Source organism: Flexivirga meconopsidis (assembly GCF_026162425.1).
GTDB classification, from domain to species: domain Bacteria; phylum Actinomycetota; class Actinomycetes; order Actinomycetales; family Dermatophilaceae; genus Flexivirga; species Flexivirga meconopsidis.
Genome location: NZ_JAOBQJ010000001.1, coordinates 140,262 through 155,320, shown reverse-complemented (window position 1 = coordinate 155,320; position 15,059 = coordinate 140,262). Strand labels below are relative to the sequence as shown.

Below are 15,059 nucleotides of genomic sequence, written 5' to 3'. Positions count from 1 at the left end.
AACTTGCCGTTGCCATCGACTGGACGTCGGACCAGGGTATCTAACGCAACAAGAAGTTGTATTAGCTACCTGAGGAGCGAGATGAGTTCTGCGACAACGCTGAAGCGGCGCGGACGGCACCTGCCGGTCGGCTACCACTCGCTGCATCCCGACCGCAGCGTCAATTTCCAGCTCAACAGATTCTTCGGTTGGGTCGGGACCCCTGACATGCTGACCGACCTTCGCCGCGCGACCGCGGGGCTGGACGACTATGGCCGGCTCTCCGAGGCGCTTCTCGAACTCGCGGACGCCCGCCCGCTGCACGATGCGCTGGAGCGGGCCGCCTACACCCGGATGGCGGAGTTCTTCATCCCGTCAGGGGACCCACGCAAGAACCCCGCTCGAGAGTCCTTCCTGCGCACTGTGAAGGACTACTACCGGATCGAGGACGGCGAGCAGTTCCGCGTCCCGTACGGCGCGAATCACCTGCCGGCATACCGGTTTACGCCGACCGAGCCGAAGGGCACCATCGTGGTCTTCGGTGGTTTCGACAGTTACATCGAGGAGTGGTTCAGCGCCGCCTTCCAGCTGTATAACGACGGCTACGACACGGCGCTCTTCGAAGGCCCGGGGCAGGGCGCTCCGTTGGAGGACGACGGACTGACCTTCACTGCGGATTGGCAGCGCCCGGTCGAGGCGATCCTGGACTACTTCGAACTCACCGAGGTCACGCTGATGGGCTTCTCGATGGGTGGTGGTCTGGTGCTGCGGGCCGCCGCGGCGGAGAAGCGTGTTACACGAGTGATCAGTTACGGCGTGATGCCCGATCTGTTGGACATCCAGTTGCACGCGGTCCCCGCATCGCGACGGCGGCGACTGCGCGAGCTCATCGCAGCAGGCGATGCCGACGGTGTCGATGCGCTGATGCGCGATACCTCGAGCGGTCATCTGCTCCTCGAGTGGGCGCTGCACCAGGGACGGCACGTGACCGGGAAGAGCACGCCGTTCGAGGTGTTCCAGGCATACACCGAGTACGAAACCGACTCGATCTCGTCGCTGATCGCGCAAGACGTTCTCTTGCTGCACGGCAACCAGGACCACTACGTCCCGAACGATCAGTTGCTCCGCCAAATCGGCACGCTGACCAACCCGCGGTCGGTGACGATTCGCGTCTTTTCCGAGGCCGAACAGGCCCAAAACCATTGCCAGGTCGGCAATTACCCAGCCGCGCTGCGGCAGATCACCGGCTGGCTGGCGGCGGTCGGTCAACCCGAAGGTGGGTTCGCTCGATCAGGTGCTGACCAATCCCTTCAATGATCGGTGGCCGGGGGTCGCGGTTGGCCATCGCGCGCCGGTCACGGCCCGCACCACGCTGTCGGCGTCAAGGCCGTATGCCGTCAGCAGGTCAGCGCGCTCGCCCGCCGGGAGAAAATCCACCGGAAGCCCAAGCGGTATGACGCGAGTCGCGAGCCCGGCACGATGCGCCGCGACCGACAGTGCGGCGCCCAGGCCACCGCCGATTGCGTTGTCCTCCAACGTGATCACGATGTCGTGATCGGACACCATGCTCATCAGCTCCGGCGTGACCGGGTGGATCCAGCGCGGGTCGACCACCGTCGCCGACACCCCCAGCTCGGCCAGCCGCTGGGCCGCGTCCACCGCGACAGCCGCCAGCGGGCCGCTGGAGACGAGCAGTGCCTGCGAGTGCAGTTGCCGCGGAGTCAGCACGTCCAACGAGCCGAAACGACTGTGCAACGGGATTGGTGCCGGCGCGAATCCCTTCGGGTAACGCAGCACCGTCGGCCCCGACTCATGGGCGAGCGCTTCGCGCAGGAGCTCTCGCAGGCGCACTTTGTCGCGCGGGGCGGCGAGCCGCAGGCCAGGCACGCCCCGCAGCAGCGTCACGTCCCACATCCCGTGGTGTGACGGACCGTCGGGGCCGGTGACTCCTGCCCGGTCGAGCACGAAAGTCACTGGGAGCCGGTGCAATGCGACATCCATCAGCACCTGATCGAAGGCGCGACCGAGGAAGGTCGAATAGACCGCGACCACCGGGTGCAGACCGCTGCTGGCCAGGCCCGCGGCGCACGTGACGGCGTGCTGCTCGGCAATTCCGACGTCGACCAGCCGATGCGGGAAGCGTTCGCCGAATGCTCCAAGCCCGGTGGGCAACCGCATCGCCGCTGTCAGCGCGACGACGTCGGAGCGTTCCTCACCGATCGCGACGAGTTCCTCACCGAACACGTCGGTCCAGGCTTGCTTCGCAGTCACCGCCGAATCAGTGCTCACCACAGTGGGTTTCGGCGCCGGGCTGACCGTGTGCATCCGGTCTGCTTCGTCCTCCTCCGCCGGGGCATATCCCATTCCCTTACGGGTGACGACGTGCACCACCACCGGACCGGTCGCATCGCGTGCCTCGGTAAGCGCGACGTCCAGCGCACCCAGGTCATGACCGTCCACCGGACCGAGATAGTCAAACCCGAGGATCCGCAGCAGGTTCGGCGCCGATCCGTCGGTGGACGTCCGCAACGCCGATAGGTGTGCCGGCAACGCGCCGATCGTCTCGTCATACGACCGGCCGTTGTCGTTGAGGATCACGACCACCCGTCGGCGGGACGCGCCGATGTTGTTCAGGGCCTCCCACGCCATGCCGCCGGTGAGTGCTCCGTCGCCGATGACGGCGACCGTGTGCCGTCCCTGCCCGGTGAGTTCGAGTCCCCGGGCCAGGCCGTCGGCATACGACAATGACGTTGAAGCGTGGGAGTTTTCGACCAGATCGTGCTCGCTCTCGGCACGGCATGGGTAGCCGGACAGACCGCCGGCGGTGCGCAGTGTCTCCAGCCGGTCGGCACGGCCGGTGAGCATCTTGTGCACGTAACTTTGGTGACCGGTGTCCCAGACGATGCGGTCGCGAGGCGCATCGAAGACACGGTGCAGCGCGATGGTGAGCTCGACAACCCCGAGATTCGGTCCGAGGTGGCCACCGGTGCGGGACACCACGTCGACCAGGCGTCGGCGGATCTGGGCTGCAAGTTGCGGCAGCGACTGCTGCGGCAACACCTTGACGTCGGCCGGACCCGCGATCCGACCGAGCAGATCCGGCGCGGACATCAGGCCACCGCCGCCCGGATGGTCTGCTTCAGCGAATCCATTGTCGCCAGAACGGCCGTCGGCTCGTAGCCGCAGTGCGCCATACAGTTGGCGCAGCGCTCGTCCTTGCCACGACCGAAGGCCTCCCAGTCGGTGTCTTCGATGAGCTCCTGATAGGTCGACACGTAACCATCGTCGAGCAGGTAGCAGGGCCGCTGCCACCCCTTCAGGCTGTATGACGGGATCGCCCAGGGCGTGCACTCGTAGTCGACCTTGCCCTCGAGGAAGTCGAGGAACAGCGGCGAGTGGTTGAGCCGCCACTTCTTGCGTCGCCCGTCGCCAAACGCCTTGGCGAACAACGACCGGGTCTCTTCGACCCCGAGGAAGCCCTCCTGGTCGGGTGCCTTCCAGTAGGCATATCCCGGAGCGATCTGCATGTTGTCGACCTTGATCTCGTCGTTCAGGTAGTCGAGCACGTCGATCACGTCCTGCGGCGAATCACTGTTGAACACAGTGGTGTTCGTCATCACCCGGAAGCCACGCGACTGCACCAGCTTGATCGCGTCAATGGCGGCTTCGAACCCGCCCTCCTTGCTGACCGACGCGTCGTGCCGCTCCTTCATCCCGTCCACGTGCACCATCCAGGCGAAGTTGCGGTGCGGCGTGAACTTGTCGATGTGGCGAGCCATGAGCAACGCGTTGGTGCAGAGGAACACGATCTTCTTGCGGTCCAGCAGCTCCTGCACGATCTCGTGGATCTGCGGATGCATCAACGGTTCCCCGCCGGCGATCGAGACCATCGGGGCACCACATTCCTCGATAGCCGCGACGGCCTGCTCCACCGGCATCCGCTGCTTGAGCATGGCCGCTGGCTCCTGGATCTTGCCGCAGCCGGTGCACTTGAGATTGCAGGCGAAGAGCGGCTCGAGCTCGACCAGCAGTGGGAACTTGTCGCGTCGGGCGACCTTTTGCTTCATGAGGTACTGGCCGAGACGGATGGACTGGCGAAGTGGCATGTGTGGCATGGGATCTCTACACGACCTCTCGGGGCAGGGTGAATTGAACGGTCTCGGTGACGCTGCCGTGGCGGGTCTGCGTGATCTCGCCGAACGCCGACAGCGCGGTGATGAGTTGGTCGACCAGGGCCGGGGGAGCGGACGCCCCTGCGCTGACGCCGACGCGGCGGACGCCGGTCAGCCACTCCAGACGCAGGTCGCTGGCGTCCTCGATCAGGTGCGCGCGGGTCCCGGCTGCGCGCGCGACTTCGACCAGGCGCATCGAGTTCGACGAGTTGGCCGATCCGAGCACGAGCACCAGGTCGGTATCCACCGCGACCTCTCGTATGGCGTGCTGCCGGTTGCTCGTGGCGTAACAGATGTCGTCACGGCGCGGCGCCTGCAGTGCCGGGAACCGTCCCCGCAGCACAGCTGCGATCTCGTCCGCCTCCTCGACCGAGAGCGTCGTCTGCATGACGTACGAAACATGCTCGGGATCAAGGACTTCCACCGACTCGGCCTCCTCGACGGATCCGATCACCTCGACGCGATCCGGTGCCTCGCCACGGGTTCCGACGACCTCCTCGTGGTCGGCGTGACCGATCAGGAAGACCGTCCGTCCTGCGCCGCTGAATCGCCGTACCTCCTGATGCACCTTGGCGACCAACGGGCAGGTTGCGTCGATGACCTGCAGGTGGCGTTCGCGTGCCTGCATCCGGACTGAGGGCGCGACGCCATGCGCGGCAAGCACAGCGAGTGCGCCCTCCGGGACCTCGTCGAGCTCCTGCACGAAGACAGCGCCTCGTGCCTCCAGGTCGGCGACCACATGCGTGTTGTGCACGATCTGTCGGCGCACGTAGACCGGCGCACCGTGCCGTTGGAGAGCACGTTCGACGATCTCGATCGCCCGCTCGACGCCGGCGCAGAACGACTGCGGCTCCGCGCGTATGACGGTGCGAGGACCGCAGGCATCGAGCCATTGCTGCAGCACAGGTGCCGCGCGGCGCAGTGTGCGGAGAGCGGCCACCCCCCGGCGCAGCGTGCCGGTGTGCAGGAGCGGGTAGTCGGCGGTGTCGACGACGGCACGCACGACGGCGAGCCGTGCGGGGTCCAACTGCCTTGCCAGGTAAGCAGATTCGGTATCGACTGCCAAGCCTCCCTTGCGGGCGAGGGCGCTCCGCTCGCCTCCGGTCACGACGTGATCCGCGCTCTCCAGCGTGCCGACGTGCACCCGCAGGCCGGCCCGTCGCAGGGCGGCGGCCAACGGCTGTGCGGAGTTGAGCAGCACCTCGCCGCCGTCGGCGTGCAGTCGGTCGGCGACCACGACATCGGCTGGCCGGACCGTCGGGTCCAGACCGCCGGCGACCCCGGCGAGGACGGTCGGCACGTCGGTCACCGGGGCGACGCCGTCGGGCCCGCGTCCCGAGACGTGCACCGGGTCGCGCAGGCCACGCTCGACCGCCGCGCGTTCGATGCGCAGTGGCGTCAGCAGCTGGGCCTTCGTCATACCAGCTCCAGAGTGGGCCGGTCGCCCTGCTCGCCGCCGCGTAGCGCGGTCATTGCACGACCCAGCGCCCAGATCGGGAAGATGTGCCGGTAGAGGTGATAGGCGATGTAGAAGTCACGGGGGAAGCCCGTGCCGGTGAACATCGCCTCGTCCCAGCCACCGTCTGCGCGCTGCGTTTTCGTCAGATAGTCGATGCCCCGGGCGAGCGGCTCGCCGAGCTCACCGGCGGCGACCAGAGCCAGCAGCGACCAGGCGGTTTGCGAGGGAGTGGACTCGCCGCGGCCGACCCAGGACGGGTCCTCGTAGGACCGGAGGTCCTCACCCCAGCCGCCATCGTCGTTCTGGTGCGCGACCACCCACCGACGTGCCGCTTGTATGGCGGGGTCGGTTGCCGGCACGCCGGCCGCGACGAGTGCCGGCACGACGGCGCCGGTGCCGTAGAGGTGATTGGCTCCCCACCGCCCGAACCACGATCCGTCGGCCTCCTGGTGATCGAGCAGCCACTGCACGCCTCGCTTGCAGCGGGCTCCGCCCTGTCGACCTACCGCGGCGAGCATCTCGACGACGTGCGCGGTGACGTCGGCAGACGGAGGGTCGGTGACGGCGCCGAAGTCGCAGAATGGAAGTTTCCCAGGCAATTTCGCGGTGCCGTCGGCGTCGAACGCTCCCCAGCCGCCGTCCTTGGACTGCATGCCGGCGGTCCAGGCGATCCCTCGGGAGACGGCCTGATCCACCAGGGGCTGGCGGCGGGAGATGACCCGGTTCAGGGCCATCACGATGACGGCACTGTCGTCGGTGTCGGGGTAGGTGTCGTTGGCGTATTCGAACGCCCAGCCACCGGCGGGCAGCTTCGGACGCTGGACGGTCCAGTCGCCGGAAGCGGTGATCTGTTCGTCGACCAGCCAGTCCGCGGCCTTGCGCACGGCTTCGTCTCGCGGGTCGACGCCCGCCTCGAGGAACGCATTCAGGGTGAGCGCTGTGTCCCAGACCGGCGATTGACATGCCTCGAGCCGCCGGACCGGCCCGTCGGTGGTGTCCTCGGTGATGACGAAGCCCTCCAGCCCGTCAAGCGCGGCCCTGAGCACCGGATGGTTGAGTGGGTAGCCGAGCGAATGAAGCGCGAGAATCGAGTAAACCCAAGGGGGTTGGATGCCACCCCAGCCGCCGTCGGCTTCCTGCCGGGCGAGGATCCACTCCGCTGCCTCGCGGAGCGCATGACGGCGCAGTGGGCCGATCGGGTGCTTGCTGTATGCATGAAGTGCGGTGTCGAGCTTCTGGAATGCTCCGGCGATGCCGCCGGCCGGCACCGCCTCGCCGCGGGTTGTGCCGGTGCGCAGCTCGTCGAGGTCCCACGTCATCCGGCGCCGCGGATGCAACGTGCCGACGACGGTCAGCGGCACGATCGTCTGGCGTGCCCAGCAGCCCCAGTCATAGATGTTCAGCGGGACGTGCTTGCCGAGAAACATCACCTCCGGCGGAAGGTTCGGAAGGTCGCGCCAATCCCACCATCCGAACAGCGCGCACCAGATGCGGGTGAAGACTCTGGTCTGCTCCAATCCCCCTGACTGCACGATGAATTCGCGTGCCGCGACCATGTGGTCCGCGGTCGGCTTGTCTCCCGCCATCCGCAGCGCGATCCAGGCCTCGACCGTGGTCGACAGCTCGCCGGGCCCACCGTGGTAGATGGCCCAGGTGCCGTCCGCCCGCTGCTGGCTGCGAATCCACCGAGCAGTCTGGTCCCGGGTCTGCTCGGTGTCGATGCCGAGGAAGACGCGCAGCATCATGTCTTCGGCGTCCATCGTCACGTTGGTCTCGAGCTCGCCCTTCCACGCCCCAGAGGGCAGCTGTTGCTTGCGCAGATATGCGATTGCCCGGTCGGCGGTCCCGCGTGCTTGCTCGGCGGTGATGGATGCGGACATGCCTGTCCCGGTGAGTGTTTCGGTCATTGGGTCATGCCTCCCGTCCGGCGACGTAGTGCGCCACCTCGGTCAGGCCGGCCACGGCGGCCGGATCGAGTTGTGCTTGGTGGAGTGCTTCGAGCGCCGCCGCAACCTCGGTGTCGGCACTGCTGCGGCACCAATCGCGGGCGCCGATGTCGGCAAGGTGGGCGGCGATGCCGGCGATCGTGTCGTCGTCGGTCGGTCCGTTGACCAGCCAGTCCTGCACGCGACCGGACCCCGGCTGTTCCAACGCCCAACTGATGGGCAATGACCGCTTCTTGGCCCGCAGGTCGGAGTGGTTGGACTTGCCGGTCACCTCGGGGTCTCCCCAGATGCCGAGCAGGTCGTCCACGAGCTGGAAGGCCGCACCCACGTGCCGCCCGTATGACGTGAGCGCCGCTCGCTGCTCGTGGGTCCCACCGGCAAGCACTGCTGGCACGGCTGCGCTGCAGGCGAGGAGCACTCCCGTTTTGGCAGCCGCCATCGCGCGGCAGTCGGCCAGCGAAACCCGCTCGCGTTGCTCGAATTCCATGTCGAGCACCTGGCCGTGGATGAGCTCGCGAGTGGTTGTCGCAAGCAGGTGTGCTGCAGCGGCTGCGTGCGGGCTGGGGTCGCCGAGCAGGGTCTCGAAGGCAAGCGTCTGCATGGCGTCACCGGCGAGGATCGCGGTCGCGTCGTCCCAGACCGCCCACACCGTTGGTCGGTGCCGTCGGGTGCGATCACGGTCCATGATGTCGTCGTGCACGAGTGAGAAGTTGTGCACGAGTTCGACGGCAACCGCGGCGCCGACGACCTGCGCCGGGTCAATCCCGACCGCTTGCCCACCGAGCAGGACCAGCGTCGGACGCAGCCCCTTGCCGCCGTCATGAGTGACAGGATCGCCTGCCGTGTCGACGAAGCCGAGATGGTAGGCCACGACGAGCCGCTCCTGGCCGTCCAAGCTGTCGACCGCTTTGTGCAGCGCCGGTGTGACGAGGGTCCGGGTCTGTTCCAGGACGGTGCGCAGGTCGCTCATGTTTGCCTCCGATCGGGTGGTCTCGATAGGCGCCGCGTTCCGTGCTGCCGTGCGGGCCGAGGTCGCTTCAAGAGGCCCGGCCAGGATCGCCTCAGCAGCCGAATTACCGCTGCGGACAGCGCCTTCCATCGTCGCCGGCCAGCCGGTAGCGGTCCATGCACCGGCGAGGAAGACACCCCTCGCGGCGGTGCGCGCCACGGCTCGCTGGCGACCGCTGCCCGGAGCCTGCCGAAACGTCGCTTCCGGTTCGCGGGTGACGAAGAAGTCGCGCACGTCGGCGTCCGCCAGCCGTGGCAGCAACGCGCACAGATGCGGCATCGCCCAGGCGCGCAACTGCGCATTGGTGTGTCCGATCAGGTCGTCTGCCGCGGACAGCGACACTGCGAGGTATTGGCCCTCGGTGAGTCCGGACTGCTCGGTCCGGTCGAAGACCCACTGCAGCGGACTGTCCACAGCGGCAACGAAATCGGTGTCCATGACCGGTCGGTCGAGCACCAGGTGCAGGTTGACGATGGGCGCGGCACCCAGCCGCTCGGCAACGTCCGCGGGCAGCCCGAGAAGAGTCGGGTCGAGGATTCGCTGCAACGCGGTGGGTGGCACCGCGAGCACGACCTCGTCGAAACTCTCTGGCCCGTCGCCGGTTTCGAGTCCGATGCGATCGTCCGCGACACCTACTGCGGTGACTTTGCTGCGGGTGCGGACGAAGACGCCGGCTGCATCCAGGGCGCGCACCGCCGGGTCACCATGCAAGTGCTGCAGTGGCACGTCGGACCAGCCGAGGTCAGCGGCAGACTTGTCGGCCAGCATGCCGACCTGGAAGACCGTCGCGGCCAGCGCCAGCGAACTGTCATCCGCGCCGGCGTTGAGCGTCGCCTTTCCGATCAGCTCCCACATCACCTCGATCGCACGATCGCTCACCCCGCGCCCGCGGAGCCAGGCGCCGAACGACTGGTCGTCCACCGCGGGGTCGGTGCGATCCAGCCGACCGATGCCGAGCGCGACCGCGCCGACCAGCGCCCGTTGACTCCACGGCATCCACCGGTGTCGCAGGAGAGCACCGGACAGTTGCAGCGGGGCGGGAAAGTTGTTGCGAGACAAGCGAGTTGTCGCAGAGGTCAGCTCGCTGGCGACCGGCACATCGAGACGATCCTGCAGGTGCGTCAGGTGACGCACCCCCAGCCGGTCGAGCAACTGGAGGTAGGCGGTGCAGCAGCGCATGAACACGTGCTGCCCGTTGTCCACCCACAACCCGTCGCGCTGGAAGGAATGCGTCAGGCCACCGAGCCGGGCCCGGCTCTCGAGCAGCGTCACCTCAAGGCCGGCGTCGGCAAGCCGCAGGGCAGCGGTGATGCCGGCGAGTCCACCACCGACGACGCACACCGAGCGAGCGGGCGCCGTCATACCGGCAACACCGCCCTGCCGAGTGCGGACAACGCCACGCGTCCCTTCTCCGTCGCGGGCAGGGAGAGCCGCTGGCCGTAAACCTGGGTCGGGTTGCGCCGGATGCGGATCAGGAGGTGGTGGTAGATGCCGGCCATTGCGGCGCAGCATGCCGAGCTGCGGTGGTCGAGTTCGGGCACCAGCCGCAGCCCGAGTGTGTACCAGTGCTCGGCACGACCGGCCGCGAACTCGATGTATGACGCGAGCCGCGCATCGGGATCGTCGAGCGCCCCCTGGTCGTCGAGCTCGAGACGCACCCCGTGCTCGGCCAGCTCCGCGGTCGGCAGGTAGACGCGTCCGAGCAGGAGGTCCTCGCGGATGTCGCGCAGGATGTTGGTCTGTTGCAACGCAATCCCGAGCTGATCGGCATAGAGCGGCGCACGCGGGTCGGTGCCGGTGCCGAAGATCGACAGACAGAGTCGACCAATGGATCCGGCCACGCAGCGGCAGTAGACCCGCAGGTCGTCGAAGGTGTCGTAGGTCGCCCCGGACAGGTCCATCTCGACGCCGTCGATGAGTTCCTCGAAGGCTTCGAGCGGCACCGGGTAGCGGCGCGCGGTGTCTGCCACGGCGACCATGACCGGGTCAGTGGTCGCGTCGATGTCGGACAGTTGTTTGCGCACATCGGCCAGCGCCGAGGTCTTCTCGGCCAGCGGCGCCTCGTCGTCCCCGATGTCGTCGATGCGGCGTGCCAGGGCGTAGAGCGCGCACAACCCCTTGCGCTTGGCCGGCGGCAACAACCGAATGCCGTAATAGAAGTTGCGCGCCTCGGTGCGGGTGATCGCCTCAGCCTGCGCGTAAGCCTGGTCGATGGTCACCGTCGTCCCCCTGATCGCAGCACCAGTCGAATGCCGTGTCGTAGCTGGTCGATTCGTCGCGGACGCACCGGATCTCCGGTCACGTCCCCGCCGGCGCGCTCCAGCGCGTCGGCGGTGGCCAAACCGCCTGCGACGAACCCGCAGACCGCAATCCGTGCCCAGCCGTGCAGCTCGGCGATCAGCCGCGGACCGTCGTCGAGCAACGTGCGCGACCTGCGAACCTGTTGCAACACCACGGTTTTCAGCGCATCGGCACTGCGGGGCGCCAACGGATCCTCCGGATCGACACCTGCGGCGCGCAGGTCGTCCCGGGGCAGGTAGACCCGGCCGGCGGCGTGATCCTCGACCACGTCCTGGCAGTGCTCCAGCACCTGCAGCGCTGCACATACGTTGTCGGACAAGCGGATTCGCCCAGCTGTCGACTGACCGAAGATCGCGAGCACGAGTCGACCGACCGGGTGCGCCGAGTAGGAGCAGTAGTGCAGGAGAGCGGCGAAGTCGTCATACGTCGACACCCGCTGATCGATCAGGTTGGCCTCGATCAGGTCGTCGAAGGGTTGCACCCCCACTCCATCCCGTATGACGGGAGCCACGCGCCGCAGCACCTCCTCACGAGGGACCGACCCGTCCCGCACCCGGTGCAGGTCCTCCCGGAACGCCACCAGTGCAACGACGCGATCACCCGCGGCGGCGTCCCCGAGCTGGTCGATGTGTCGCGCGACGTCGTAGACGCGCAGCAGTGCTTGCCGATGCCGCGCGGGCAGGATGCGCAGCGCGACCGGAAAGTTCTCGGTCGTGGCGTCCGGAGCGGCGGTGTCGTCGGAGGTGGCGGCAACCGTCGGGGAAGGCGAACCCGACATGAAAACACAGTCTGCTCTTCCGGAGGATTCCTCCGGTAGTCTCGAAGGTGTGAGGTTCGGCCCACAGATTTGTCACAGAGTGATAGACCTGATGGGGAATGACATCGGGGAAGCATGGAGCGTGACTCACGCTATGACAGAACGAGCTCGGCTGAGCGTCGCGCACGCACGAAACGCCCAATCGCAAGCATTGGAGCGGCTACTCACCGAGCAGTTCAACGCGATCATGCTCGATGTATCGGCCGAACTCGACATCGTCTGGCCGGCGTGCCTGGCATTCGCGGACCAGCATGGCACCCAGTTGAGCAATGCCGCGGATCGGGTGATCCCCCGGTTGGTCGGCACGATCGATGATGACGCGCTCGAGCACACGGCGGTGTCGCCGGAGCTCGATCCGCTGCTGGTCGCGATGTTCGAACAGCTCGGACGCACCCAGTTTCAACAGGGTCGCGATCTGAACGGGCTGCTCACGGCATACCAGTCCGGTGCGCAGGTGGCGTGGGAGCACATCTCGCGGGCCGCCATCGAGGCGCAGCTGGACTCCAGGCGGGTGTCGCGGCTGGCGCAGACACTTTTCATGCTGACCCATGACATTTCGGCGCGAACGACCGACGGTTACGTGCGTGAGCAGTCCGAGCGCGGTCTGGTCTCGCACCGGGCCCGTGGAGAACTGTCCGGTCTGTTGATGTCGAGCCTGCCGGATCGCAACGGGGTGCTGCTCGCCGCAGACCGGGCCGGCTGGGCGGTCCCGGACCAGCTCGCCTTCGTTCTGCTGCGGGATGACGGTGAGCCGCCGCTGCGCACCAGTCCTCGTCTCGACCCCGAATGGCTGGTCGTGCACGTCGATGATGTCGTCGGCTGGCTGGTGCCGTGGGTTGCCGGCATACGGTCTCGGCTCGAGCGGGCCGTGGGTGACACGTCTGCCGTGATCGGGCCGCCCGTGCCGATCACCGACGCTCGGCGCAGCATGCGGGTCGCGCGGATCGCGCGCCGGCTCCAGGTCGGCGGCGCGTTGCCCGACCGGCTGGTCTTCGTGCCGGACCACCTCGACACCATGCTGGTGCATCGAAACCCGGATCTGCTTGCGGCACTGCGCGATCGAGTGCTGGCGCCGCTGGACCGGGTGCCGGAGGGCACCCGCGACCGTCTGGTCGAGACGTTGACCTCCTGGTTGCGGCATTTCGGCTCGCGTGCGGCGGTCGCTGCGGAGCTGCACATTCACCCGCAGACGGTGCGCTACCGGATGGATCAGGTGCGTCAGGTCTTCGGGGACGTGCTCGATGATCCGGAGCAGCGCGAGCAGCTCTTCCTTGCGCTCGTGTGGGGCTCGCCGCCGGGGCGTTAACCCGGTCTAGGGGTATGACGGCGCGCACTCGCGGGAGGACAACTCAGCGCAGGTGTCGCAGGTAGCGTTCGGGTGCCTCACAGAATCTGCGGTAGTGCTGGACGACGTCGAGTTGCTCCCACGCTCTCGGATGGAAGCCGTTGTCATCGAGTTCGAGCACCTTCCGTGCATTGTCTCGGCGCGCACGAAGTAACCCCACCGCGACGCGCCGGCTCCGCGCACCAGCCGAAGCCAGTCGTGCAACGGTGACTCGCTGCGCCAGGTGCTGTGCGTGGCGCCGGTCGAGCCGCCCTCACCGTTCATCCCATAGGCCATCGCGATGGCCTCGATCAACGTCGACTTGCCGCTGCCGTTCTCGCCGACGAGCACCGTCGCCTGGCCGAACTCGAGGCCGGCGTCGATCAGCTGCCGCACCGGGGCGAGAGTGAGCAGCCAGTGCCCAGGTATGACGTCGTCGCGTGCCACCCCCACTTCGCGGAGCGGCTGCCCGGTCGCGATCACGCGGCCGCCCGGTTGCGGCCGGGCATGCGCCCGGGGATCAGGTCCCAGGTCACACCGTCGGGGCGCACTTGTGCGGTGAACCCTCGGCGGTGGACTTCCTGGTGATGTCGGCAGCAGAGCATGGCGGAGTTGGTCAGGCTGGTGGTGCCGCCGGCCCACCACGGCGTCACATGATGGACTTCGCAGAAACCCGGCGGCCGATCGCAGCCGGGGAAGGTGCACCCGCCATCACGTATCAGCACGGCCGCGCGTAACCCCTTGGTGACCAGGCGTTCTCGCCTACCCACATCCAACGGCTGACTCGGCCCACCCAACACCGCCGGGATCAGCTCCGCATCACACGCGGCCCGCCGGGCCGCGCCCGCATCGAGCACGTCACCGGCCGGGGTGGTCGCCCCACCGATCCCCTCGGTCAACGCGGCCAGGTTCATCGTCAGCAGGACCGTTGCCGCCGACCCGACCGGCGCCACCTCACCGGCAGCGACTTTCGCACCCGCAGTCACCAACTCGACCAACGCGTCCGCGCGGCGTTTGCCCGGGGTGCGGTCATCCCGCACGGTCGCGCTCGCATCGGCCGTGCCGGACGTGTCGCCCGGTTCGGCGGGAGTGGAGCCGTCGGTCCCGCCCGGACTGGCAGGTCGAGGCGCGGAGCCGGCGGTGATCGCCGCCTTCACCACCGCAGCATTCGCCGGCGCCAACTCCGCCACCAACCGCGTCATCCCGGTCGCGGTCGTACCCCAGGTCAACGTTTCGACCTGCTCGAGTTTCGCGTCCTGCGCCGACAACGCCTCCGATGCGTAGGTCGCCAGGATTTTCCGGGTCAACGCCTGCACACCACGCACACCCAGGGCCGGGTCCAGTTGCAGGAACCACGACAACACCTCACCCCGATCCGCGAACGGCACCACCGGCGCGACCTTGTCCGCGTTGGTCAACGCAGCCCGCGCCGTGCTCACCGTGCAGGTGCCTTGCCGGACTGCTGCCGCGATCACCGCGTTCTTCGGTTCCCGGCACGCCTCCGCAACCACCGCGATCGACTTCGCCTCCACCGGTTCGACCGGCACCCCAGCCGCCGCGGCGTGACGGGCCACCCACTGGGTGGTGTTCGCCGCCGTCGAGCCCGCGACAGTGCCCCGGTCCACCGCATCCGCGGTGACCACCGCAGCAACCTGCGCCGACCGCCCATGCAGGCGCAACAACACTTGCGTCAACGACTCCACCTGCGCGTCGCCGAGCTGATGGACGACGTCCGGCACCTCATCCAGCAACGCCGCAAGCTCCCGCACCCGCTCCAGCACGACCGGTCCACGACCCGGCTCAACCGGCACCCGCGCACCACCCTGCGGCACGTCCGGACGTTCCGGCAGCGGCAGGGCAGAATCGAGAGACATAGGCTCGAATCTCCTTCCGCCGCAGTGGTTTTCGTCGTTGTGATCATCATAACGTCGACCACCGACAACCCACGTCCTCCGTACGAAGTTCTGATCTCCGTGGCGTCGAGCGGTCACGGATGATCGCCCGCGACCCATAGGATCGTGAGAGTGCACACCGATCGCAGTGGCAACCCGC

Annotated in this window: 11 protein-coding genes; 2 read left to right on the top strand and 9 right to left on the bottom strand. The window is 67.7% G+C overall.

The window, feature by feature from the left end; translation table 11 throughout:
• The first annotated feature begins 81 nt into the window (after positions 1-81).
• Entirely contained in the window at positions 82-1,296 is a 1,215-nt protein-coding gene (locus tag N2M23_RS00750; RefSeq protein ID WP_265442574.1) for an alpha/beta fold hydrolase, read from the top strand.
• Here N2M23_RS00750 and N2M23_RS00745 read toward each other — a convergent pair.
• Genes N2M23_RS00745 through N2M23_RS00710 form a run of 7 tightly spaced genes read right to left on the bottom strand, consistent with a single transcriptional unit; the run spans position 1,270 to position 11,644 of the window.
• Positions 1,270-3,090 (bottom strand): 1-deoxy-D-xylulose-5-phosphate synthase, encoded by a 1,821-nt coding sequence (locus N2M23_RS00745; RefSeq protein ID WP_265442573.1) that lies wholly within the window; start codon positions 3,088-3,090, stop codon positions 1,270-1,272. The genes N2M23_RS00750 and N2M23_RS00745 overlap by 27 nt on opposite strands.
• Positions 3,090-4,085 carry an adenosyl-hopene transferase HpnH gene (gene hpnH / locus N2M23_RS00740; RefSeq protein ID WP_265442571.1) on the bottom strand — a complete coding sequence of 332 codons (996 nt, stop codon included), beginning with the start codon at positions 4,083-4,085 and terminating at the stop codon, positions 3,090-3,092. The genes N2M23_RS00745 and hpnH overlap by 1 nt, the downstream gene beginning before the upstream one ends.
• Positions 4,086-4,101: 16 nt before the next feature.
• A complete protein-coding gene (gene ispH / locus N2M23_RS00735) occupies positions 4,102-5,571 on the bottom strand; it encodes a 4-hydroxy-3-methylbut-2-enyl diphosphate reductase (protein WP_265442569.1) in 1,470 nt (489 codons plus the stop codon).
• On the bottom strand, positions 5,568-7,517 hold the full coding sequence (shc, locus tag N2M23_RS00730) for a squalene--hopene cyclase (protein WP_265442567.1): 1,950 nt from the start codon (positions 7,515-7,517) through the stop codon (positions 5,568-5,570). The genes ispH and shc overlap by 4 nt, the downstream gene beginning before the upstream one ends.
• A 4-nt stretch (positions 7,518-7,521) precedes the next feature.
• A complete protein-coding gene (hpnE, locus tag N2M23_RS20530; protein ID WP_279671313.1) occupies positions 7,522-9,927 on the bottom strand; it encodes a hydroxysqualene dehydroxylase HpnE in 2,406 nt (801 codons plus the stop codon).
• A complete protein-coding gene (hpnD, locus tag N2M23_RS00715; protein WP_265442566.1) occupies positions 9,924-10,784 on the bottom strand; it encodes a presqualene diphosphate synthase HpnD in 861 nt (286 codons plus the stop codon). Before hpnD ends, hpnE begins: the two co-directional genes overlap by 4 nt.
• Positions 10,781-11,644 (bottom strand): squalene/phytoene synthase family protein, encoded by an 864-nt coding sequence (locus tag N2M23_RS00710; protein WP_265442565.1) that lies wholly within the window; start codon positions 11,642-11,644, stop codon positions 10,781-10,783. Before N2M23_RS00710 ends, hpnD begins: the two co-directional genes overlap by 4 nt.
• A gap of 133 nt (positions 11,645-11,777) precedes the next feature.
• On the opposite strand from N2M23_RS00710, the gene N2M23_RS00705 reads away from it, so the two are divergent.
• Positions 11,778-12,989: a PucR family transcriptional regulator gene (locus N2M23_RS00705; protein WP_265442563.1), complete on the top strand. Its 1,212-nt coding sequence runs from the start codon at positions 11,778-11,780 to the stop codon at positions 12,987-12,989.
• 6 nt (positions 12,990-12,995) lie between these two features.
• Here the strand turns inward: N2M23_RS00705 and N2M23_RS00700 are convergent, their stop codons facing one another.
• Positions 12,996-13,454: an AAA family ATPase gene (locus N2M23_RS00700; protein WP_341870569.1), complete on the bottom strand. Its 459-nt coding sequence runs from the start codon at positions 13,452-13,454 to the stop codon at positions 12,996-12,998.
• A gap of 32 nt (positions 13,455-13,486) precedes the next feature.
• Positions 13,487-14,881, bottom strand: a complete 1,395-nt coding sequence (locus N2M23_RS00695; RefSeq protein ID WP_265442561.1) for an HNH endonuclease signature motif containing protein — start codon at positions 14,879-14,881, stop codon at positions 13,487-13,489.
• Between the last annotated feature and the right edge of the window lie 178 nt (positions 14,882-15,059).

Excerpts from the sequence above, each read along its gene's own strand:
- N2M23_RS00750 (WP_265442574.1), top strand. The coding sequence starts at position 82 with ATGAGTTCTGCGACAACGCTGAAGCGGCGCGGACGGCACCTGCCGGTC.
- N2M23_RS00745 (WP_265442573.1), bottom strand. The coding sequence starts at position 3,090 with ATGTCCGCGCCGGATCTGCTCGGTCGGATCGCGGGTCCGGCCGACGTC.
- hpnH (WP_265442571.1), bottom strand. The coding sequence starts at position 4,085 with ATGCCACTTCGCCAGTCCATCCGTCTCGGCCAGTACCTCATGAAGCAA.
- ispH (WP_265442569.1), bottom strand. The coding sequence starts at position 5,571 with ATGACGAAGGCCCAGCTGCTGACGCCACTGCGCATCGAACGCGCGGCG.
- shc (WP_265442567.1), bottom strand. The coding sequence starts at position 7,517 with ATGACCGAAACACTCACCGGGACAGGCATGTCCGCATCCATCACCGCC.
- hpnE (WP_279671313.1), bottom strand. The coding sequence starts at position 9,927 with ATGACGGCGCCCGCTCGCTCGGTGTGCGTCGTCGGTGGTGGACTCGCC.
- N2M23_RS00710 (WP_265442565.1), bottom strand. The coding sequence starts at position 11,644 with ATGTCGGGTTCGCCTTCCCCGACGGTTGCCGCCACCTCCGACGACACC.
- N2M23_RS00705 (WP_265442563.1), top strand. The coding sequence starts at position 11,778 with ATGACAGAACGAGCTCGGCTGAGCGTCGCGCACGCACGAAACGCCCAA.
- N2M23_RS00695 (WP_265442561.1), bottom strand. The coding sequence starts at position 14,881 with ATGTCTCTCGATTCTGCCCTGCCGCTGCCGGAACGTCCGGACGTGCCG.